This is a genomic window from Citricoccus sp. NR2, from assembly GCF_027594385.1.
Classification (GTDB): Bacteria; Actinomycetota; Actinomycetes; order Actinomycetales; family Micrococcaceae; genus CmP2.
In genome coordinates this window covers 246,651-266,669 of record NZ_CP115154.1, presented here as the reverse complement: position 1 = coordinate 266,669, position 20,019 = coordinate 246,651, and the positions used below count along the sequence as shown (strand labels likewise).

At 64.1% G+C, this 20,019-nt stretch carries 19 protein-coding genes and 3 riboswitches; of the genes, 7 read left to right on the top strand and 12 right to left on the bottom strand.

Annotation, left to right across the window (positions count from 1 at the left end; translation table 11 throughout):
• Positions 1-73: 73 nt before the first annotated feature.
• From O1A05_RS01265 to nirB, 4 genes are all read right to left on the bottom strand, one after another.
• On the bottom strand, positions 74-1,033 hold the full coding sequence (locus O1A05_RS01265) for a formate/nitrite transporter family protein (RefSeq protein WP_270106298.1): 960 nt from the start codon (positions 1,031-1,033) through the stop codon (positions 74-76).
• A gap of 149 nt (positions 1,034-1,182) precedes the next feature.
• Positions 1,183-2,337 (bottom strand): uroporphyrinogen-III synthase, encoded by a 1,155-nt coding sequence (locus tag O1A05_RS01260; protein WP_270106297.1) that lies wholly within the window; start codon positions 2,335-2,337, stop codon positions 1,183-1,185.
• Entirely contained in the window at positions 2,334-3,152 is an 819-nt protein-coding gene (cobA, locus tag O1A05_RS01255; protein WP_270106296.1) for a uroporphyrinogen-III C-methyltransferase, read from the bottom strand. Before cobA ends, O1A05_RS01260 begins: the two co-directional genes overlap by 4 nt.
• Entirely contained in the window at positions 3,149-5,845 is a 2,697-nt protein-coding gene (gene nirB / locus O1A05_RS01250; RefSeq protein WP_270107469.1) for a nitrite reductase large subunit NirB, read from the bottom strand. Before nirB ends, cobA begins: the two co-directional genes overlap by 4 nt.
• On the opposite strand from nirB, the gene O1A05_RS01245 reads away from it, so the two are divergent.
• The 3 genes from O1A05_RS01245 to O1A05_RS01235 are packed head-to-tail and all read left to right on the top strand — an operon-like array spanning position 5,844 to position 7,201.
• Positions 5,844-5,969, top strand: a complete 126-nt coding sequence (locus O1A05_RS01245; protein WP_270106295.1) for a hypothetical protein — start codon at positions 5,844-5,846, stop codon at positions 5,967-5,969. The genes nirB and O1A05_RS01245 overlap by 2 nt on opposite strands.
• A 46-nt stretch (positions 5,970-6,015) precedes the next feature.
• A complete protein-coding gene (gene nirD, locus O1A05_RS01240) occupies positions 6,016-6,441 on the top strand; it encodes a nitrite reductase small subunit NirD (protein ID WP_270106294.1) in 426 nt (141 codons plus the stop codon).
• A gap of 4 nt (positions 6,442-6,445) precedes the next feature.
• Entirely contained in the window at positions 6,446-7,201 is a 756-nt protein-coding gene (locus O1A05_RS01235) for a sirohydrochlorin chelatase (protein ID WP_270106293.1), read from the top strand.
• Positions 7,202-7,276: 75 nt separating this feature from the next.
• Here the strand turns inward: O1A05_RS01235 and O1A05_RS01230 are convergent, their stop codons facing one another.
• The 8 genes from O1A05_RS01230 to O1A05_RS01195 form a co-directional block, all read right to left on the bottom strand.
• Positions 7,277-7,870 carry an OsmC family protein gene (locus O1A05_RS01230; protein WP_270106292.1) on the bottom strand — a complete coding sequence of 198 codons (594 nt, stop codon included), beginning with the start codon at positions 7,868-7,870 and terminating at the stop codon, positions 7,277-7,279.
• A gap of 158 nt (positions 7,871-8,028) precedes the next feature.
• Entirely contained in the window at positions 8,029-8,880 is an 852-nt protein-coding gene (catA, locus tag O1A05_RS01225) for a catechol 1,2-dioxygenase (protein WP_270106291.1), read from the bottom strand.
• Positions 8,881-9,105: 225 nt separating this feature from the next.
• Positions 9,106-9,957, bottom strand: a complete 852-nt coding sequence (locus O1A05_RS01220; RefSeq protein ID WP_270106290.1) for an ABC transporter permease — start codon at positions 9,955-9,957, stop codon at positions 9,106-9,108.
• A 5-nt stretch (positions 9,958-9,962) separates the two neighbouring features.
• On the bottom strand, positions 9,963-11,009 hold the full coding sequence (locus tag O1A05_RS01215) for an aliphatic sulfonate ABC transporter substrate-binding protein (RefSeq protein WP_270106289.1): 1,047 nt from the start codon (positions 11,007-11,009) through the stop codon (positions 9,963-9,965).
• Positions 11,006-11,863, bottom strand: a complete 858-nt coding sequence (locus tag O1A05_RS01210) for an ABC transporter ATP-binding protein (RefSeq protein ID WP_270106288.1) — start codon at positions 11,861-11,863, stop codon at positions 11,006-11,008. Before O1A05_RS01210 ends, O1A05_RS01215 begins: the two co-directional genes overlap by 4 nt.
• A gap of 9 nt (positions 11,864-11,872) precedes the next feature.
• A riboswitch (SAM riboswitch) is annotated at positions 11,873-11,992 on the bottom strand.
• Between the two features lie 103 nt (positions 11,993-12,095).
• Positions 12,096-13,670, bottom strand: a complete 1,575-nt coding sequence (locus O1A05_RS01205) for a 4-hydroxyphenylacetate 3-hydroxylase family protein (RefSeq protein ID WP_270106287.1) — start codon at positions 13,668-13,670, stop codon at positions 12,096-12,098.
• 63 nt (positions 13,671-13,733) lie between these two features.
• Positions 13,734-14,330: a flavin reductase family protein gene (locus O1A05_RS01200; protein WP_270106286.1), complete on the bottom strand. Its 597-nt coding sequence runs from the start codon at positions 14,328-14,330 to the stop codon at positions 13,734-13,736.
• Positions 14,331-14,481: 151 nt separating this feature from the next.
• Positions 14,482-15,462: a helix-turn-helix transcriptional regulator gene (locus O1A05_RS01195; protein ID WP_270106285.1), complete on the bottom strand. Its 981-nt coding sequence runs from the start codon at positions 15,460-15,462 to the stop codon at positions 14,482-14,484.
• A gap of 265 nt (positions 15,463-15,727) precedes the next feature.
• Positions 15,728-15,832, top strand: a riboswitch (SAM riboswitch).
• 11 nt (positions 15,833-15,843) lie between these two features.
• Here O1A05_RS01195 and O1A05_RS01190 point away from each other — a divergent pair.
• The 4 genes from O1A05_RS01190 to O1A05_RS01175 all read left to right on the top strand — a co-directional run bounded on the left by O1A05_RS01190 (position 15,844) and on the right by O1A05_RS01175 (position 20,009).
• Entirely contained in the window at positions 15,844-17,211 is a 1,368-nt protein-coding gene (locus O1A05_RS01190; RefSeq protein WP_333481993.1) for an acyl-CoA dehydrogenase family protein, read from the top strand.
• Between the two features lie 128 nt (positions 17,212-17,339).
• A riboswitch (SAM riboswitch) is annotated at positions 17,340-17,431 on the top strand.
• A 6-nt stretch (positions 17,432-17,437) separates the two neighbouring features.
• On the top strand, positions 17,438-18,307 hold the full coding sequence (locus O1A05_RS01185; RefSeq protein ID WP_270106284.1) for a methionine ABC transporter ATP-binding protein: 870 nt from the start codon (positions 17,438-17,440) through the stop codon (positions 18,305-18,307).
• A 1-nt stretch (position 18,308) separates the two neighbouring features.
• A complete protein-coding gene (locus O1A05_RS01180; RefSeq protein ID WP_270106283.1) occupies positions 18,309-18,974 on the top strand; it encodes a methionine ABC transporter permease in 666 nt (221 codons plus the stop codon).
• A gap of 117 nt (positions 18,975-19,091) precedes the next feature.
• On the top strand, positions 19,092-20,009 hold the full coding sequence (locus O1A05_RS01175; RefSeq protein ID WP_270106282.1) for a MetQ/NlpA family ABC transporter substrate-binding protein: 918 nt from the start codon (positions 19,092-19,094) through the stop codon (positions 20,007-20,009).
• Positions 20,010-20,019 lie beyond the last annotated feature (10 nt).

The window sequence follows — 20,019 nt, the reverse complement described above, 5'->3', positions numbered from 1 at the left end:
CGTCGGCCCCGTGCCCGGCCTATAGCGGGCGCTTTGGCAGAAGCAGAACACCCACACAGACCGGGCCCGTGCCTCAGCCCCGAGACAACGCCGGTTGGTCTTCTGGAAGTGGCTGGGCTTCCGATGCCGACTGTTCTTGCGATGCCGACTGAACGTCGGATACTGGCAGCGCTTCTGCCGCGGACTTCGCCTGGGCCGCTGGGCGCGAGGTCTGAGTCAGGGCCACTGCGTGCCGGGCGAGTCGAGGGCGGCGGTGGGCTAGGTACATGCTCGACCCCACAAAGATCAGGCCGCCAACGAGGTTCCCGACCACGGTGGGAATCTCGTTCCAGACGATGTAGTCGACCACCGTGAAGTCACCTCCCAGCAGTAGCGCGGTCGGGAAGAGGAACATGTTGACGATCGAATGCTCGAATCCCATATAGAAGAAGAGCATCACCGGCAACCACATCCCGATGACTTTGCCAGAGACGCTGTCGGACATCATGGACGCCACCACTCCGGTGGACACCATCCAGTTACACATCACCGCGTTGACGAACAGGGCCAGCATGCCGGCGGCGCCGTATTCGGCGTAGCCCACGGTCCGGTTGTGTCCGATCTCCATGAGCGCTGTCCCGACCTCGTTGGGAGCGGTGGAAAAACCCATGGTGAGACTGATCGTGATCAGCACCGCGACGGTGGCTGCTCCACCGAAGTTCCCCAAGAAGACCAACCCCCAGTTGCGGAACATCGATCTCACGGTGACACCGCGGCGCTTATCCAGCAGGGCCAGCGGCACGAGGGTGAAGACTCCCGTGAGCAGGTCGAAGCCCATGAGATACAACAGCACGAATCCCACAGGAAAAAGAAGGGCACCGAGCAGTGGGCTGCCGGTCTGCGCGGTCACGGTGATGGCGAAAGCTGCGGCCAGGGCCAGAATGGCGCCACCCATGTAGGCTCGGACCAAGGTGTCCCTGGTGGACATAAACGTCTTCTGCGCACCTGCTTCGACCATCCGGCCGACCAAGTCTGAGGGTTTGATATAGGACATTTGAACCTTCCAAGGTCAACGGTCTCTTCTGTGGTCTTTGCGACCAACTTCAGTCTCTCCCACGCCCATTACCTGCCGATGTGGGGACGATTTCTGCGGTGCAAACGTCTCCTCACCGGCCTCGCCGACCACTGTGAGGTCGGCTCAGTTCACCGAGCCAGCCGATACCCGCGCTTGACTACCGTCTCCACGAGGGGAATCCCGTCGAACGCCTTGCGCAGGCGCCAGACCCAGGTCTCTAAGGCATGTCCTGAATCGCAGTTGTGCAGCTTGGCCAGAAGCTCCTGACGCGAACTCACGGCGGGGCCTGCCTCCATCAACACGCGCAGCAATGACAATGGTCCCGCTGCCAGACGAACTTCATGCGCAGTTTCGCCAAGGCCCAGCCGCACCTTGTCTCCGCGGATTTCCAGGGGTCCGTGCCGAGTGTCCACTCGGTGCACACCATGGAGGTCTAAGTGTTCGCACACAGTGCGGATCATTGCGCCCAACCGCCACCGTTGCGGGACCACTGGCTGGACCCCGGCGGCTATCAGCGGAGCGGCAGTCACCGGTCCGACCGCCACCGCAGTTACCTCAGTGCTCAGCGCATGGATGAGTGCCTGGTGTTTTCCGTAGTGGTAGGCCACGGCCAGAAACGCCTCGACCGCAGGTGCTGAGGTGAAGGTGACCAGGTCGAGCCGCTGGTTGATCGCCGCGTCAATGAGTCCCAACAGATCGGAGTCTTCATCCGGGGCGGTCCAGGTATAGGGCATCACGGTGATCACCCGGGCTCCAGCGTCCTGGATCCGAGACTCGTCCTTGTCTGAGGGCATCCCATGCAGCTGCAGGACCACCGTCCGCCCGGTGAGGTTGTGGCGCAACAGCATATCGACGACGGTGGAGGTGCGTTCATCCTCCGCGGACCCGTCATCGTCGAAGCCTGCGGCGCGGACGGCTCCACGTGCCTTGGCTCCACGGACCAGGATGCTGGCGGCATCCAAGACCGTGCGCAGCTGGGGTCCCAGTCCGTCGGCATCAGCGGCCTCAGTCCAGCGGCGCATGCCGTAGGCGGTGCAGATGATCACATAATCAGGCTTGGCGTCAATGACCGATTGCGTTTCCTGTCGCAGGGAGCTGGATTCGGTCAGTGGAGCGATGCGCAAAGCCGGGGCATGGATGACGTCTGCGCCCCGCCGTTCGAAAGCGGAAATCAACTCTTCACTGCGTCGGTCTGAGGTGACGCCTATGCGGAATCCGCTCAAGGTCTGGGCCAGGGCACCTGGACGCCGACGGTCGGTGTAGGACTCTTCTGAGGAGCTCACAGGAGGGCACCGGCCAGATCTCTGATGCGTTGGTCGGCTGCTTCATCATGGTCGGCCGCCAAGCGCACGACCTCCCCAATCACCAGGACCGCCGGGGAGCGCACGGCGGCAGCGGCAGTCGTGCTCAGCAGGGAATCCACGGTGTCGATGAACACCCGCTGGCGGTCGCTGTATCCATTCTCGATCACCGCGGCTGGCGTCCCCCGCATCCCGTGACGCTGCAGTCCCATGAGGGTATGGCCCATGGTCGAAACCCCCATGAGCACTACGATAGTGCCGCCCAATGCACTTAAGCCGGAAAACTCTTCTTCGGACAGCGGATCATGAGCAGAGATCACGGTCACAGAACGGGCAACGCCGCGAGCCGTCACGGGGATGCCTGCGACGGCCGGTACCGCGAGCGCACTGGAAATGCCCGGTATCACCCGTACCGGGATACCGGCTTCGCGGCAGGCCTGTGATTCCTCGCTTCCACGCCCGAAGACATAAGGGTCACCGCCTTTGAGGCGGACGACAGTTTTCCCCGCGGCCGCGGAGGCGATCATCATCGCCTGAATCTTCTCCTGCGGTATCCGGTGATGCCCAGGGCGTTTGCCGACATCATAGAGCTCGGCTTGGGGCGCCCAATCGCGCAGGCCATCCGAAGGCGCCAGCCGGTCGTAGTAGACCACGTCAGCTTCAGCCAGGGCACGGTGGGCGCGCAGGGTCATCAGATCGGCCGGTCCGGGACCACCACCAAGGAGAATCACTTCGCCCGGGCCCGAATCATGTGCCGAGTCTCCGGCGGCCTGTCCGTTCTTTACGTGCTCGCTCATCGTGTACCTGCCTTAGTGCGGTTGAGGCTGCTGTCCCTGTCCGACTGGCGGAGGGGAATGCGCGGCCCGTTGACCAGCACCGGTCCGTTGGTGCCCTGTTGAGAGGCGAGGATTTCGGCGTCGTTGGCCGGTCTGCGTTGTCCTCGTTCCACGACATAGGCGAGCTCAGTGTCTGGGGTTTCGGGGGCGTTGACGAAGCTGCGGAATCGGCGCAGCCGCTGTGGATCGCGCAGGGTGGCGGCCCATTCGTCCTCGTAATGATCCACGTGCTCGGCGATGACGCGTTCCAAATCTGCGGCGATCCCCAGAGAATCGTTGACAATAACGTCGTAGAGGTGGTCAATGCCCTGTGGCATATCCTCGATCCACCGCGCTGTGCGCTGCAGCCGGTCGGCGGTGCGCACGTAGTAGGCGATGTAGCGGTCGATGTACCGCAGCAAGGTTTCGTCGTCGAGGTCTTTAGCCAACAGCTGGGCGTGTGCGGGGGTGGCTCCGCCGTTGCCACCCACATACATATTCCACCCGTGCTCGGTGGCGATAACTCCCACGTCTTTGCCCCGAGCCTCGGCGCATTCCCTGGCACAACCGGAGACGCCGAACTTCAGCTTATGCGGGGAGCGCAGTCCCCGGTATCGCAACTCAAGCTGGATGGCCATCGCCACTGAATCCTGCACACCGTAACGGCACCAGGTCGAGCCGACACACGACTTCACATTGCGCAGGGCCTTTCCATAGGCCTGCCCGGATTCAAATCCGGCATCCACTAATCTGCGCCAGATGGCTGGCAACTGCTCCAGCCGAGCGCCGAACATATCCACACGTTGTGCGCCGGTGATCTTGGTGTACAGGTCGAAGTCCTCCGCCACCTCGGCGATAACCTTTAGCTTCGCCGGTGTGATCTCCCCGGCAGGCACCCGGGGGACCACAGAGTAGGTGCCATCTTTCTGCATGTTCGCCAGGGCCCGGTCATTGGTGTCCTGCAAGACTCCGCGTCCACCGTCGAGGACATAATCGTCATGGACTGCAGCCAGGATCGAGGCGATCGCCGGTTTGCACACATCGCAACCAAAGTTCACCGAAGAGTCTGCCGGGCTTCCCAGCTGGTCCACAATGGCGGTAAAGGAGCGCAGACCAGCGTCGTGGACCGCCTCATACAGCTCCGATCGCGACTGCGTGAAGTGCTCGCACAGGGCAGTGGAGACCTCCATGCCGCAGGCGAGCATCTGTTTTTCCATGACCTTCTTGGCCAAGGGGATACAGGAGCCGCATTGGGTTCCGACCCGGGTGCAGGCCTTCAGGCATCCCATATCGGCACAGGGGGAATTCGTGCCGTCTCCGGCCACCGCAGAGCGGATCTGGGAGGCGGATACATCTTTGCAAGAACAGATCTGGGCATCATCGGGCAGGTCCATCTCGATGTCTTGGCCCCCGGCGGCCGAAAGGAAGGCGCCGGGCTCGGCCGGCAGTTCCCGGTCGAGCAAGGGCCGCAATGCCGTATACGGTGTGGCATCCCCGACGAATACCCCGCCCAGCAGTGTCTTGGCGTCATCGGTGACCACCAGTTTCTGGTACACCCCCGCCACCGCATCGGCGAAGACCACTTCCAAGGCGCCTGGTGTCTGGGCGAAGCAGTCGCCGAAGCTCGCAACATCCATGCCGGCAAGTTTGAGCTTGGCGGCCGTGTCGAATCCCTCGAAGACCGCTTCTCCCCCGCAGATCCGGTCAGCGACCACTTCGGCCATCGCATTGGCCGGGGCCACCAAACCCATGCAGGTGCCTTGGAAGGAGGCGACCTCACCGATGGCCCAGACCCCGACAGCGCTGGTGGCGCATTGCTGGTCGATCACCACACCTCCGGAATCGGCGCACCGCAGACCGGCAGCGACGGCAAGTTCGTCCCGGGCTGAAATACCGATGGCGGCCACGACCAGGTCCGCTGCGACGTCCTCGCTCTCACTGAACTGCAGGGAGTAACGGCATCCGGGAATCGCAGCGCCGTCTGGGAAGGCGGGTTCTGCCACGGCTAGGGACGCTGGACGTTCACCCATGTGGAGGTGAAATCCCTGGTCTTCTAAGAGTCGGTTCAGTGTTCGGCCGCCGTACTCATCAAGCTGGGCGTTCATCAGCCAGGGTTTGGAATGGACCACGGTGACCTCGGCTCCCAGGTCCTTCAGCCCGCCGGCAGCCTCCAGGCCCAGCAACCCGCCGCCGATGACGGTGCACTGCGGGGCACGCCCCAGCCGCTCGGCGAGTTCGGCGACCTGACTGCGCAACCAGTTAACGTCGTCGATCGTGCGGTAGAGAGCAATATGTTCGGCGTTGTCAATCGGAGGTCGCGGGGCTGAGGAGCCGGTGGCGAGCACCAGCTCGTCGTAGGTCAGGGTTTCGGAATCGGCGATGGTGACTCTACGGTCGGCAGTGTTCACCGCGGTGACTGTCGCTCCGGTGCGCAGCCGCACTCGAGGGTCCTCCCACAGCTCGGGTTCACCCAGGTGCAGCGGGTCCTCGGAGGTGAAGCGTTTGGACAGGCCCACCCGGTCATAGGGGACGTAGGTCTCTTCGGTCACGACGGTGATCCGCAGATCCGCGGGATTGCGGGCCACCAGCGACTCGGTCAGACGGTGGGCGGCCGGGCCTCCCCCGACGATTACGATGTCTCTTACGTCGTCCGAATGGGATTCTGGAGTGGTTATGGAAGTCACCTTTATCAAGGTAGGTGCAGGCCATTTCCCCGGGGTGACTGGTTTGTTACAGCACGATGACCTGATTTTCATCGTTGCCGCATCCGTCTGTGAACAACCGGCCATCTGGCTGTAACCGCGGTGAACTTTGGTTGAAACTGCGGCCGCGTAGGGTGGCGGATATGAGCATAGAGACGCAGGTGCTGGAACGCGAGTCAACCACCACAATCCGTATTGATCAGAGTAAACGCGAGCCGAGTCGTCGCTCCGTGCCTGCCAGCCGCCAGCGGCAGTGGCAGCGGGTGTGCCGATTGGATGATCTGGAGCCGTTGTGGGCAGAAGCGGCCCTGGTCGGCGGGCGTCAGGTCGCGTTGGTCAGAATGCCCGACGACACCGTTTACGCACTGGATCAGTGGGATCCTCATGCCCGGGCCAATGTGATGGCCCGAGGCATTATTGGCTCCCGCGACGGACGGCCCACATTGGCCTCCCCGCTGCATAAGCAGGCCTATGACTTGGGCACTGGTATGTGCCTGAACTCGGAGGCGGCGTCGGTGCAGGTGTACCCGGCGCAAGTGCGCGATGGAATGGTGCTGGTTGAACTCTAAGACGATGACGGCTCAACCCGATGGCTCCGGTCGCGCGTTGGTGGCGATCTCCCACGGCACGTCAGACCCTCTTGGCCAGCAGGTGGTGCGTTCTTTGGGGGATGCAATCGCCGAGGCGGCTGCTGACGACGGACTCACCTGCTCCACCATGCTGGGTCATGTGGATGTCCAAGAGCCTGCAGTCGAGCATTGCCTGCACTCTTTGGAAGCCAAACAGGCTGCGGTGATTGTCCCGCTGTTGCTTTCGGCCGGTTACCATCTGCGCGTTGATCTGCAAAAGGACGTTGAAGCGGCCAGGGTCCAGGGACGCCCTGTCGCGCTGGCCGAGGCTTTGGGCCCGGACGACCGACTCGTCTCGCTGCTGGTGAGACGTCTGGAAACTGCCGGTGCTGATCTGGACCAGGATGTGATCATTCTCGGGGTGGCGGGCTCCTCTGACCGGGGCGCCCAGTCTGATTGCCAGGAGATGGCTGAGCGCCTCTCCCGGTGGATCGGTGCTGAAGTTATCACGGGATTCCTCGCCCACGCGGAGCCGCGACTGCCCGACGCGGTGTCCAGCGCTCGTGCGGACCATCCGGGCAGGAGAGTGGCTGTGGCCAGCTATCTTGTGGCTCCGGGCTATTTCCAGTCCAGGATGGAGGCCTGTGGCGCCGATATCGTCAGTGCCCCGCTGCTGCCTGGACCTCAGACTGCCCCACCTCAGGAACTGGTGGATATTGTCCTGGATCGCTTCCGGCAGGCCATATCGAAAATCGCCTGACTGATCATGTCAGCCGCAGAGCACGTGGATTGCTCTGCGGCTGATGGAATGGGTGTTTCGGTGCGCGAGCGCGGCTCAGGTGTCGGCGTTGGTCACCGTGAAGAACGGCTCCGGGGCATCGACGGCCTGGTTGCGGTTCTCGAAACCGAGGGAAGCGTTGAGTGCGTTCTCGGCGTCGTGCTCGACGACCTTCTCTGCGAACTGCCACTGCACGGTGACCTCGGAGCCGGCCGCGGAGCGCACCAGGTTGATGGCGGGGCAGGTGTGCTCGACGTCGCGAGCGAACTGGGTGAGTGTGTCCTCGTCGCGTTCGGAGGTGGCAACCACGACGTTGAGCTGCAGGGTGTGGAAATGGGGCTGGACGTCGGCCTTGCCCTCCAGGCCACGCAGGTCCTGGGCAGCGTAGACGTAGGTGTGGACGCCGTCGAGCGGCAGGTCTCGGGCACCGGCCTGGGCCTCGATGACCACGGAGACACAGCCGTTAAGGGCTCCGATGATGTACTCCATGGGGTTCGGGCCCTCATTCTTGCCGCCCATCTCGGTGGGTTCGTCCACCAGGAACGAGTAGCCGCCGGCGGTGACGGTGGTCTGGGCGTTGCCGTGCCAGACACCGGAGGTGCGGTGGGAGACGGAGGATTCGCGGGAGGGTGTCTCTGTGAATGTCGTCATGGGTGTCAGCCTAGGGTGATGCCAGGATTGCGTCGAGGGGGTCGCAACCTTCCCGCAACATCAGGACATAGTACTGCCCCGGCGGCTCGGTACGAATACCGGAGTGGCCGGGGCAGCGACGGTCAGCGTGATGACCAGAGTGGTGATCTGGTGGGTGATCAGCGCTCCGGGTCCAACACGAAGTCGTAGGTGGTCTGGTTCCCCTGGCTTTCGGCTGGCTGGATGTCGAGCATCAGCTCGGGCTTCACCGCCGAGGCGATGTCGTCGTCATTGTGCTCGTCGCCGGGGAAGTAGAGCTGTGCGGTGAGCAGCTCGTGGCCGGGGGCGGAGACCTTCAGATGCAGGTGGGCGGGACGCCAGGCGTGCCATCCGGCCGCGGCGATCAGCTGACCGCACGCGCCATCAGTGGGGATCTGGTACGGCGCGGGCTGGATGGTGTCGATGGCGTAGTGGCCCTGCTCATCAACGCTGAAGGTGCCGCGCAGGTTCCACTCGGGCAGGTTTGGTGCGAACTGAGAGTAGAAGCCCTCGGCGTCGGCCTGCCACAGTTCTACTTTCGCGTCGGGCAGGACGGAGCCGTCGGTGGAGCGAACCTGGCCCTGGAAGAGCAACGGCGTGCCGGGCTCGTCATCACGGGTGGGCATGGTCCGGTTGTCCGCGGGCTGCGGCGCTTCCGGCACGTAGTAGGGGCCTTCGATGGAACCTTTGTTGCCCTCGCGGTGTGCGGTGGCCACGTCTTCGACCGAGTGCTCGAGCCAGACGTCGAGGAACAGCGGCCATTCGCCGTCTTCGCCGACCTTGATTAGCCACGCCTTCAGGGCGTTGAACTCGTCGTAGCTGACCTTTTTGTCCAGGATGATCTGGTTGGCGGCACCCACCAGGGCGCTGGCCAGTTCATTGACGCGCTCCTGGGAGGCCTCGACTTTCGAGAGTTTGCCGGAGCGGCGGAAGGTATCAGTGGCAGAAGCGCCCGAGGCGGCGGCACTGGCTTCGGTGGTGTCCTGAGTCATCGTGATCTCCTCATGTCTCCGTGCGAGACCTATACAACGGGTGCGATGGTGAGGTCCCCGCGACGCGGTTCACGCGGGCATCCCATACCCTTCGGTCTGTGATCTGCGTCATAGGGGGCATATCTCCAGGTTAGGGCGCGGTGAGGAGAAACAGAAATACCTTCTGCGCTCGGTCTCAGAGCCTGGGTATATCAATCAGGGTGTTCTGAGATTTCGGAGAGGTGTTTAGGCCCAGCGGCGCACAGCCCAGCGCTCGAGCACCCCGAGCAGGGCATCGGTGATCTTGCCGATGACCGCGAGCAGAATGATGGCCAGGATGAGTCGGTCGGTGCGCCCGTTGTTCTGGGAATCGGTGAGCAGGAAGCCCAGGCCCATGGATGAGGCGATGAGTTCCGCGGCCACCAAGAAGAGCCAGGCCTGGGCCAGTGCCAGCCGCAGTCCGGAGAAGATGGCGGGAACGACGGCGGGCAGCTGCACGGTGAGCAACAGGCGGGTGCCGTGGTAACCGAAGGCCCGACCCGCTTCGACCAGGTGCGGGTCGACATGGCGCAGCGCGGAGTACAGGGTGGTGAACACCGGGAAGAACGCCCCGATGGCGATGAGGGTGACCTTCGAGTTCTCGCCGATCTGCAGCCACAGGATCAGCAGCGGCACCCAGGCCAGCGAGGGAACGGCGCGCAGCGCGCCCAACAACGGGGAGAGCAGCGCATCTGCCCAGCGAGACAGGCCCAGAGCGGAACCGAAGACCAGCCCGAGTAGCGCCCCGATGCTGAAGCCCAGCAGCACACGCTGCACCGAGATGCCGATGTGCTGCCAGAGTTCGCCGCGCTCGATCAGGCTGATCCCGGCGCTGAAGACCGCTCCGGGGGAGGGCAGCTGCACAGCGGAGAACACCCCGGCGGCGGTGACTGCCCACCAGAGAGCCAGCAGGACCAGGGGCACCACGGCACCCACGAGGACCGACACACCGCGCCGGTTCAGCAATGAGCTGCGTTTCCTCGGGGTCTCCGCGGTGGATGCTGGCTCCGCTACCGGCTGATCGGTGGGTGCCGGGTTCTGCTGGATCGTGGCGCTCATCGGGCTCACTCCTCGGTATCGTCGGCGTCGGTTGGATCAGCGGCCGCCTCGGCGAAGCGGGGCTCGAAGAGCTCCTCGAGGGCGGTGTCGATGGTGGCCTGGTCGTCGACGTCGCCGGTGGAGACGAAGATCGGGGCAATACGCTCCAGCACCGCCATCTGATCGTTGCCGGGCACGGGGCTGATGTCGAATCCGGAGCGCTCGCCGATCACGGTCTGAGCCAGCTCGAGGTCGATGTCGGCTTCCTCGGCGAGGATCTCCGCGGTCTCGTCGGGGTTTTCCAGGGCCCAGGCGCGGGCGCGCTCGTAGGTGTCCACCACCAGCTGGGCCAGTTCCGGGGATTCCTCGAGGAAGTCTTCGGTGGCGTTGAGGAAGCTGTAGGTGTTCAGATCCACGTTCCGGTAGAACAGGTTCGCCCCGTCGGCTTCGGCTGAGGCCATGATCGGGTCGAGGCCAGCCCAAGCATCGACCGAGCCGTTCTGCAGGGCGGTGCGGCCATCGGCGTGCTGCAGGTTCTGCACTTCCACGCTGTTCAGATCCACCCCGGCCTCATCGAGGGCCTGCACCAGGAAGAAGTAGGGGTCGGTACCGCGGGTGGCGGCTACGGAGGCGCCCTCCAGGTCGGCGACCTCGGTGATGTCGGAGTCTTCGGCGGCCACGAGAGCGGTCCACTCCACGTTGCCCACCACGTCGATGGTCTTGATCGGGGTGCCGGTGGAGCGGGAAAGCAGCGCGGCCGAACCGGCCGTGGAACCGACGTCGATAGCGTTGGCGCGCAGATTCTCGTTCGCCTTGTTTGAGCCCGCGGAGAAGACCCACTCGACGTCGACGCCGTCGGCCTCCAACTCCTCTTCCAGCCAGCCCTGTTCTTTGATGATCAGTGAGAGCGGGTTGTAGGTGGCGTAGTCGATGCTCAGCGTGTCCGCGCTCGAGCCGTTCTCGTCTCCGGTGTTCTCACCGGAGCCGCCTTCGCCTGCGCAGGCGGTGAGGGTGAGTGCGGCCGCTGCCAGGGCGGCGATGGAGGTGAACAGGGTGCCAGTGGACTGTGTCATGCGTAGATCTCCGAGGTGATAGTGCCGGTATCGGTGGTGGGTGCGTGAGCGGAATGATGGGTGTCGACGCCGAGGCCGTCGAAGAGTTCGGCGCGCAGAGCGGCCAGCTCGGCCGAGGCGCGGTCGCGGGGTCGGGTGCCGGGCGCCTCGAAGATTCGCTGCACGGTCGCACCCTCCGCGTCGGAGCCGGGAGCACGACCCAGCAGCAGGATCCGGTCTGAGAGCTGCAGTGCCTCGTCGACGTCGTGGGTCACGAGCAGGATGGTGGTGCCGGTGCGGGCATGGACATCCAGCAGCAGGTCCTGCATCTTGAGCCGGGTCAGCGCATCGAGGGCGCCGAAGGGCTCGTCCAGCAGCAGCACTCCGGGGCGGCGGGCCAGTGCCCGGGCCAGGGAGGTGCGCTGGGCCATGCCGCCGGAGACCTCGCGGGGCCGGTGGTCGGCCACATGGCTGAGCCCCACCAGGCTGAGCAGTTCGTCCACCCTGGCGCGACCGTCTGAGGCTGAGGTGCCACGGGGGAGCCCGAGTGCGACGTTGGCATGGATGGTACGCCAAGGCAGCAGTCGCGGCTCCTGGAAACCGACGGCGGTGCGCTCATCGTGGGCGCGGACCGGGGAACCGTCGATGAGTACCTGACCTGAGTTCTCAGTGTCGAGGCCACCGACGGCGCGCAGCAGGGTGGACTTCCCGCAGCCGGAGGCGCCGATGATCGAGAGCACCTCACCGGGGCGGACGGCGAGATCGACGTCGCGCAGCACGGTGCGGTGAGAATCGCCGACCGGGAAGGCGCGTCCTACCTGGCGGAATTCGACCGAGAGTTGGGTCGAGGAGTTGACGGATGACGCCGAAGACATTGAGATCACACTCCATCGTTCCTGGCGGTAGCACCCTTGCCCGGTGGTCGATGATGCGAGAACGCATTCGACTGCGGAGGGTTGCTGCGGCGTCAACGAGCCAGATCTCTCGGCCGCTCTGGATGGTTACCCGTTCATCCTAGACGGCTGAAGGGGGTGCGGGTCAAAAACGCGTTAACAATGCCCGGGGCGGATCCGTGAAGATCCACCCCGGGCACTGAGTTGTGCAGGCTTAGCTGCGCTTCATATAGGCATTGACGTCGTTGCTGTTGAACAGGTCCGGCACGGTCCAGCCATCGAGGTCATATTCGGCCATGCACTGCTCGACCATGCCGTTCATGACGTTGGTGGTGCCGTTGTTCATCGCGTTCATCAACATCTCGACACGCACGTTCTCGTGGTTGCCGGAATAGTTGCGCTCGTAGAGTTCGTGTCGACCGCCAAACTCGGAGCCGATCGCATCCCAGAGCAGCTTCATGAGTTTCACCCGGTCGACCGCCTCGATGCCGTCGGAACCGCGCACGTACTTGTCGAGGTAGGGGCGGATCTGAGCATTCTTGAAGTCCAGTGCGCCGGAGGGAAGATAGATCAGTCCGGAGGCGACGTCCTGCTCGATGATTTCCTTGATGCGTGGGTACCCCTGCGCCATGAACATGCGATAGGCCATGCCATAGTCCATCTTCGGCAGCACCGACCCATTGGGACCCGCATCGGGATTGAGCATCATCGCGTCGGCCAGTGCCCAGAACATATTGCGCCACCCGATGACTTCGCCGGCGCGGGCCTGCACGCCGCGGAAATCCTTGGTGCCGGCGATCTCCAGGGCCTTCAATAGTAGTCCGGCGATGAAGTCGAGCTTGACGGCCAGACGGATACAGCCCTGGAACGTGAACCGCTGAATGAACCCGGTCTGCGGCATGAACCCGTTGATCTGATCCGGGTCGCCGTAGGCGAAGATGTTCTCCCAAGGCACGAGTACCTTGTCGAAGATGAACACGGCGTCGTTCTCATCCATCCGTGACGACAGCGGGTAGTCGAACGGCGTACCCGTGACCGCAGCGTTTTGCGCGTAGGAAGTGCGGGAGATGAGCTTGATGCCTGGTGCGTCCATCGGCACGGTGCAGATGATCGCGAACTCCTTCTTCTTGATCGGCAGGCCGTAGTGGGAAATGAAGTTGAAGTTGGTGATGGCCGAGCCGGTGGCCACCACCTTGGCACCGGAAACGATCACCCCGTTGTCGGTCTCCTTCTCGACCCGCATGAACACGTCTTCAACTTGGTCTGGCGGCAAGTGCCGATCCACGGGTGGGTTGATGATCGCGTGGTTCCAGTACAGGACCTTCTCCTGGGATTCTCGGTACCAGCGCTGAGCGTTCTCCTGGTAGGGGGAGTAGAACTCGGGCATCGCGCCCAAGGTGCCAAGGAAAGCCGCTTTGTAGTCGGGGGAGCGTCCGAACCAGCCGTAGCTCATCCGCGCCCACTCCTCGATGGCGGTGCGTGACTCCTTCAGGTCCTCGACCGAGCGGGGCACCTTGAAGAAGGGGTGCGTCAGGCCGCCGTTGCCCGTGTCGGTGGGAACGAGCAGCTTGTCGGAGTTCTCAGGTTGGTGGAAGCCGTCGTACATGCGGGCCACCATGCGCACTGAATTGCGGAAGGCAGGGTGCGTAGTCACATCCTCTACGCGCTCGCCGTGGATGTAGATCTCGCGGCCGTCGCGCAGTGATTCGATGTATTCATCACCGGTCATCGGCAATTGCGGGTTGGCCGGAGTAGTACGGGTGGACATGTCGGTTTTGGTGATCGTCATGGTGGCGATTCCTCCTTGATCGATGTGGAAATTTCTCGGAGCTCTGAGGGTGTGCGTGTCGGCTCAGAGGGCGTCGAAGGAAGTCGATCCTTCGAACCACCCCATCGCCAGACTGTCTCCGGAGGCGTCCCAGGGCGCTCCTTGGGGGAAGCGTCCCGTCTCGCGGAACTTCCCTGAGACGAAGAGCAGCGGTTCGACGTCGTTGACTTCTAGGGCGATGACCTCGCCAATCACGATGAGGTGATCGCCGCCGTCGTAGATGCGCCAGGGCTTGCACTCCAGCGTCGCGGCGTTGCCCTCGAGCACGGGGATGCCGTCCTCGCAGCGCCACGCGGGGGAGCCCTTCATGGGTTTGCCGGCGAAGTTCAGGCAGACATCCAGCTGGTTGACGGACATGATGTTGATGGCGAAAGGCGAATCCTCCAGGTACTGGCCCGCCTTGTTGCCGCGGATCAGCGTGACCTGCGCCAGGGGCGGATCCAGCGAGACGGCGGTGAAGGCGTTCACGGTGGCTCCGTGCGGCGTACCCTCCGGGGTCTGGCAGGTCACCACGGTGACGCCGGTGCCGAACTTGCCGAAGGCCTTACGGAGATCTCGCGAGGTGAAGGTGTTTTCGAGCGGCTCCTCGGTGGGAGCCGGGGCGGTGTTCGTCGCATTCATGATGATTCGGTGCTTTCCTCAGGGGACTCACGGTGCGGACGCTGTAGCGTGTGATGTGCGTCACTTCCTATGCTGGCGGTGAGGGGTTCCCCGGTTCGACTCTCTGTCCCGTACGGGCAAGTCGATGGCCGAATCCGTCAAGAAGTCAGGGTTAGGGCTGTGCGGCGGCGCGTGCCTCGCGCGGGCTGAGCCCGGTGTGCTCCCGGAAGGTGCGCGAGAAATGCGAGGCGGAAGGGAATCCGCTGCGCAGGCCCACCTCGCTGATGCTCAGCTGGGGCTGCTTTTCCATGAGTTTCCGGGAATGGTGGATGCGCTGACGAGTGACCGTTTCGCTGAACGTTGTTCCCTGGTCGGCGAAGATCCTGCTGAGCTGGCGCTCGCTGACACCCACTGCCCGGGCAGTCTGGGCGCGATTGAGGTTCGGGTCGGCGAGGTGATGGTCGATGACGCGCAGTGCCCGCTTGTGAGCAGAGCGATAATCCGGACCGGCGCCGTGCAGGGTGCGTTCCATGAGCTCGACAGTGAGGTCCTCGGCGGTTTGAGAGTCCAGATCGGGGCGCTTGAAGGCTCCCAGGATGAGTCGAGCCATCTCCAGCGCGCTCTGGCATTCAGGGCTTCCCTGTGCCGCGCTTGCGGAAAAGTTCACGGTGAGCGGCTGGCGCAAATCTGTGCCTCGGGAGATCTGAGTGAAGGTGCTCTTGGGCAGGGTGAGGACGAGTTCGTGAACCCCGACGCTGAATCCGCGCAGAAACGGGGAGTCGGCATCGCAGATCAGGGCCTGACCTCGGTGCAAGACATGCGTGCCCTGGTCGCTATGGAAGAACGATTCGCCGTCGAGGCACATGAAGAGCGCGACGTCCTCGGTAGGGTGTGCGGTGATCGTCGCCTGGGAGCGCTCGACGACTTGCGGCGAGCCGCGGACGTGGGCGAAGCGCAGGGTGGGAAGGTGCAGATTCCGCTCCTCAGCGCTCAGGGGACTGTCGTCCAGGGTGCGAATATCGAGGCCGATCAGGGCATTCGTGTTGTGCGCCTCCCAGAACTCGATGCGCTCGCGGTGCGGGATCCGCTCGGTGGTGAAGGATACGAAAGCGGGCGCGGTCGGGTGGGGCGTCGTTGCTGCGTCGTCGGTCATCACGTGCCCCTTCTGGGTCAGGAAGTCTCGCGGGTGCGGTGAGTGAAACCCTGCCCGCGATGTGATGTAAATCACGGTTTCTTCCTCGAGTTTAGGTACTGCGCGCAGATCACAGAAGGATGAAATTCGTCTCTATCGGGACGCACCGAGTATCAATACGGCGCCAAATTCGGGTCATATGGGGTCACACAAGGGTGCTTTCGGCCCTGAGGCGCGCGGTCCGGGTTGCTCCTCGGCGGGGCAGTCATGGTTAGATGTGTCTCGAAACCCATCCAGAGCGACCGAGAGATCTGGCTCCATGACGTCGCAGCAACCACCCGCCCTGGGAAAACCGAGCGCGGGACGGTGCTACCGCCAGAACCGATGGAAAGGAGCATCCTCGTGTCTGTCATTCCTGCCGATTCCGCCCCCGCCGCTTCCGTCTCCTCGACGCCGCGACTGGCGGAGCTGACCCCGCCCCAGGTGCCCGCCGGATCGAATTACCCCAGCCTTGCCGCCCACTTCGCGCCGAACTTCGAGCGCATCGCCGCCGGGGCTCGGCAGCGGGATCTGCACCGGCAGTTGCCCTTTGCGGAGATCGCCGACCTGAACCGCGCCGGCTTCGGCCTGTTGCGGGTGCCTCGCGAGCACGGCGGGGCAGGGGTGAGCGTGCGCACCTTCATCCGGCTACTCATCGACTTGGCCGCGGCGGACTCGAACGTGGCGCATCAGTACCGCTCCCACGCCGGATTCGTGGAGTCGCTGCGGTTTCTCGACGACGCCCGTTCTCAGCACTGGTACGCCCAGCTGCGCGCCGGGGCCACCGTCGGTAACGCCTCCACCGAGAAGGGCGGCAACGCGTTGGGCACCCTGAACACGGTGCTCACTGAACACGGGTCGGGACCGGAGACGACCTGGGTGCTCAACGGCGAGAAGTTCTACGCCACCGGGTCACTCTTCGCCACCCACACCCGCGTCTCGGCCAGCCTCACCGGAGCCGGTGGCGACGTGACTGGGGAGCGCTCCTTCGCGGTGGTGCCTACGGATGCGCCCGGCGTCGAGCTCGACGACGACTGGAACGGGTTCGGGCAGAAGCTCACCGCCACCGGAACGGCCCGATTCCATAACGTCGAGCTGGATCCCCTCTCCGTGCTGCCGCGCCGGATCGGCACCCCGGAGGCGGTGTTCGAGGCCTCGTTCTTCCAGCTGGTGCTGCTTGCCGTGCTGGCCGGGATCGCCCGGGCAGTGCGCGAGGACACCGCAACCGGGGTGCGGGAGCGCAAGCGCACGTTCAACACGGGGCTGGGGCTGCCCTACCGTGAGGACCCGCTGATCCAGGAGGCCACCGGAAACATCGCGGCCACCGCCTTCGCCGTCGAAGCTACCGTGCTGCACGCCGCCGACACCTTCGATGAGGCGCTGGCGGTGGCGGAAGCCACCGGCGCCGACCGGCACGACTTCACCGGGACGGTTCCACAGGAGTTCTACACCGCGGAGCTGGCCATCCAGCAGGCCCAGATCACCGTGCCGGAACAGACCATCCGGGTCGCCTCCGAACTCTTCCTCACCGGCGGGGCGTCCAACACCGCCGTCGAGAAGGGGCTGGACCGGCATTGGCGCAACGCCCAGACCGTGGCCACGCACAACCCCATCGTCTTCCGCTCACGGCAGGTCGGCGACTGGTTCATCAACGGCACCCTGCCGCAAGGGCTGTCCGCTATCGGCGATGCCCCGGCCTCAGCGGCAGCATCCGCACCGACTCAAGGATGACGTCACATAACGTCATCTTCGACGGTTCGTGATCGCTGCAGAGCGTTTGTGAACCGTGTGACGAGATGCATGACGCTCGTCATGGTTCGTCATGACACGGGGTTCGTCCCCGTGTTTGAATGGACCGGTAACCATCCAGAGCGACCGAGAGACCTGGCTCGTCGACGTCGCAGCAACCCGCCCCACGAGGCGAAGGTGCTAATGCCAGCAACGATGGAGGATTCTCATGATCTCCCTGCGCCACGTCACCACCACGTTCAAAGGCGGTGACATTACTGCGGTCGACGACGTCAGTCTCGACGTACGCCGTGGCTCGATTCACGGCATCATCGGCTTCTCGGGGGCCGGCAAATCCACACTGCTGCGCAACATCAACCTCCTGGAGCGCCCCACCTCCGGTGAGGTCTGGGTCGACGGCGAAGAGCTCACCGGGCTCAGCGCGGAACAGCTGCGCCAGCGCCGCCACCAGATCGGCATGATCTTCCAGGGCTTCAACCTGGTGAACAATCACACCGCCGTCGCCAACGTGGAACTGTCGCTGACCTTCGCGGGCGTGACGAACCGGCGCGAGCGTCGTCGTCGGGCCCTGGAGGCACTGGAGCTGGTGGACCTGGCCGACCGGGCCAAGGCCTACCCTGCTCAGCTCTCCGGTGGGCAGAAGCAGCGTGTGGCCATCGCCCGCGCCCTGGCCACCAAGCCGAATGTGTTGCTCTGCGATGAGCCCACCTCCGCACTGGACCCATTCACCACCGCCACGGTGCTTCAGTACCTGGCCGACATCAACGCCCAGCTGGGCATCACCATCGTGGTCGTCACCCACGAGATGGAGGTCATCAAGGCCCTGGCCGACGACGTAACCGTCATGGAATCCGGCGCCATCGTCGAGCAGTTCACCACCGAGCAGCTGCGTTCCGACAGCTTCCGGCCGCACACCGCGATCGGTTCCTACCTGATCTCCGAGGGCATCTCGGTGGAGAAAGGACGCGTAGGCACCCTGGAGGTGTCCGCCGCCCCGGCCGACCGACACAACGACGACAACGACGCCGCTGGCACCACGGCAGACTCCGCGGTAGTGCTGGAGAAGGTGGGGAACTGACATGGAACGCATCATCGAACTGCTTCCCGAATTCACCGCAGCGCTGTTGCAGACCTTCGCCATGATTGGGGTCGCCATCCCGATTGCGGTGCTGCTCGGCACCCCGCTGGGCATCTGGCTCGTGAACCACGCCCCCGGCGGAATTTCACCCTCGCCGCAGCTGCACCGGGTGGTTTCCGCCATCGTCAACGCGGTGCGCTCCTTCCCGTTCCTGATTCTGCTCATCGCGATCATCCCGTTCACCCGGTTCGTGGTGGGCACCACCGTGGGCACCGCGGCGGCTATCGTCCCGTTGACGGTCAACGCCATTCCGTACTTCGCCCGCCTGGTGGAGCAGAACATCAACCAGCTGGGCACCGGGCCCATTGAGGCCGCCCGCGCCATGGGCGCCACCCGCGGCCAGATCATCCGCTCCGTGATGCTCGTGGACGCCCGACCGGCCCTGATCGGTTCGATCACCATCACCACCGTCTCCTTCATTTCCTACTCGGCGATGGTGGGGCTCGTCGGTGGCGGCGGTATCGGCGACTTTGCCATCCGGTACGGCTACTACCGATACGAAACCGAGGTGATGTTGGTGGCGATCGCGATCATGTTGCTGCTGGTCACCGCCGTCCAGGTCATCGGCAACCGGTTGGTGCGCGTCACCGACAAGCGCCTGGCCTGATTCGCCCGGTCTTCGCGACCGTTCCCTCACTTCTGATCCCGCACGGGTACCCTGCCCCGTGCCGTCCCCCGCGCGCGGAAGGCTCCTTCTGTGCCGCCTTGGAAAGGACCCTCGACTGTGTCGACCCCCCACACCACCGCCTCCGCCTCGCGTGGTTCACGACGGCTGGCCGCCCTCGGTCTCAGTCTCGTCGCCGGACTCGCTCTGACGTCCTGCGGACTGGCCAACGCCGGATCCTCCGTTGACGAGGACCAGACCATCTCGATGATTCTCACGGAATCGGCGCCCTATCAGGACCCCACGGAGATCGTGAAAGAGAAGCTCGAGGAACAGGGCTGGACTCTGGAAACCACCTACGTCACTGACATCATCCTGCCCAACCAGGCCGTCAGCAACGGCGAGTATGACGTCAACTACTTCCAGCACCTGGCCTATCTCAACCAGTTCAATCAGGACAATGGCACCGCAGTCGAGCCGATTTTCTCGGTCTTTTACGCGCGGGCCGGCGTTTTCTCTCTGACGGTGGATACCCTCGACGACCTTCCCGAGGGCGGTCAGATCGCGGTCCCCGTCGACACCTCCAACAACGGTCGCGCCTTGGCACTGTTGGCCGATGCCGGCGTGATCGAGGTCGACGAATCCAAGGAGCCCACTGAGCTCTCCCAGCGGGATATCACCTCGAATCCGAAGAACCTGGAGTTCATCGAGGTGGACCAGCAGTCTCTGGCGCAGACCCTGCCCGACGTGGACGCGGCTTTCGTGTTCGTGCGTCTAGTGGCCGAGGCCGGCTACGACACTGAGGACACCGCGCTGGTGCTGGAATCCGACCCGGACGTGGAGCTGCCCTTCACCAACGGCATCGCCGCCCAGCCGGAGTTCCGCGACACCGAGGGCGCCCGCGTGCTGCAGGAGGCTTACCAATCCGAGGAGATCGCGGAATGGTTCGCCGACTATCAGGGCGGCGTCCTGGATTACACCGACCAGATCGTCGTCGAGAATTCCGCTGACATCTGGGCCGAATACACCTCCGAATGATCCCGAACAA

Excerpts from the sequence above, each read along its gene's own strand:
- O1A05_RS01265 (WP_270106298.1), bottom strand. The coding sequence starts at position 1,033 with ATGTCCTATATCAAACCCTCAGACTTGGTCGGCCGGATGGTCGAAGCA.
- cobA (WP_270106296.1), bottom strand. The coding sequence starts at position 3,152 with ATGAGCGAGCACGTAAAGAACGGACAGGCCGCCGGAGACTCGGCACAT.
- O1A05_RS01245 (WP_270106295.1), top strand. The coding sequence starts at position 5,844 with ATGGAAGTCACCTTTATCAAGGTAGGTGCAGGCCATTTCCCCGGGGTG.
- nirD (WP_270106294.1), top strand. The coding sequence starts at position 6,016 with ATGAGCATAGAGACGCAGGTGCTGGAACGCGAGTCAACCACCACAATC.
- O1A05_RS01235 (WP_270106293.1), top strand. The coding sequence starts at position 6,446 with ATGACGGCTCAACCCGATGGCTCCGGTCGCGCGTTGGTGGCGATCTCC.
- O1A05_RS01230 (WP_270106292.1), bottom strand. The coding sequence starts at position 7,870 with ATGACGACATTCACAGAGACACCCTCCCGCGAATCCTCCGTCTCCCAC.
- catA (WP_270106291.1), bottom strand. The coding sequence starts at position 8,880 with ATGACTCAGGACACCACCGAAGCCAGTGCCGCCGCCTCGGGCGCTTCT.
- O1A05_RS01220 (WP_270106290.1), bottom strand. The coding sequence starts at position 9,957 with ATGAGCGCCACGATCCAGCAGAACCCGGCACCCACCGATCAGCCGGTA.
- O1A05_RS01215 (WP_270106289.1), bottom strand. The coding sequence starts at position 11,009 with ATGACACAGTCCACTGGCACCCTGTTCACCTCCATCGCCGCCCTGGCA.
- O1A05_RS01210 (WP_270106288.1), bottom strand. The coding sequence starts at position 11,863 with ATGTCTTCGGCGTCATCCGTCAACTCCTCGACCCAACTCTCGGTCGAA.
- O1A05_RS01205 (WP_270106287.1), bottom strand. The coding sequence starts at position 13,670 with ATGACGATCACCAAAACCGACATGTCCACCCGTACTACTCCGGCCAAC.
- O1A05_RS01200 (WP_270106286.1), bottom strand. The coding sequence starts at position 14,330 with ATGAATGCGACGAACACCGCCCCGGCTCCCACCGAGGAGCCGCTCGAA.
- O1A05_RS01195 (WP_270106285.1), bottom strand. The coding sequence starts at position 15,462 with ATGACCGACGACGCAGCAACGACGCCCCACCCGACCGCGCCCGCTTTC.
- O1A05_RS01185 (WP_270106284.1), top strand. The coding sequence starts at position 17,438 with ATGATCTCCCTGCGCCACGTCACCACCACGTTCAAAGGCGGTGACATT.
- O1A05_RS01180 (WP_270106283.1), top strand. The coding sequence starts at position 18,309 with ATGGAACGCATCATCGAACTGCTTCCCGAATTCACCGCAGCGCTGTTG.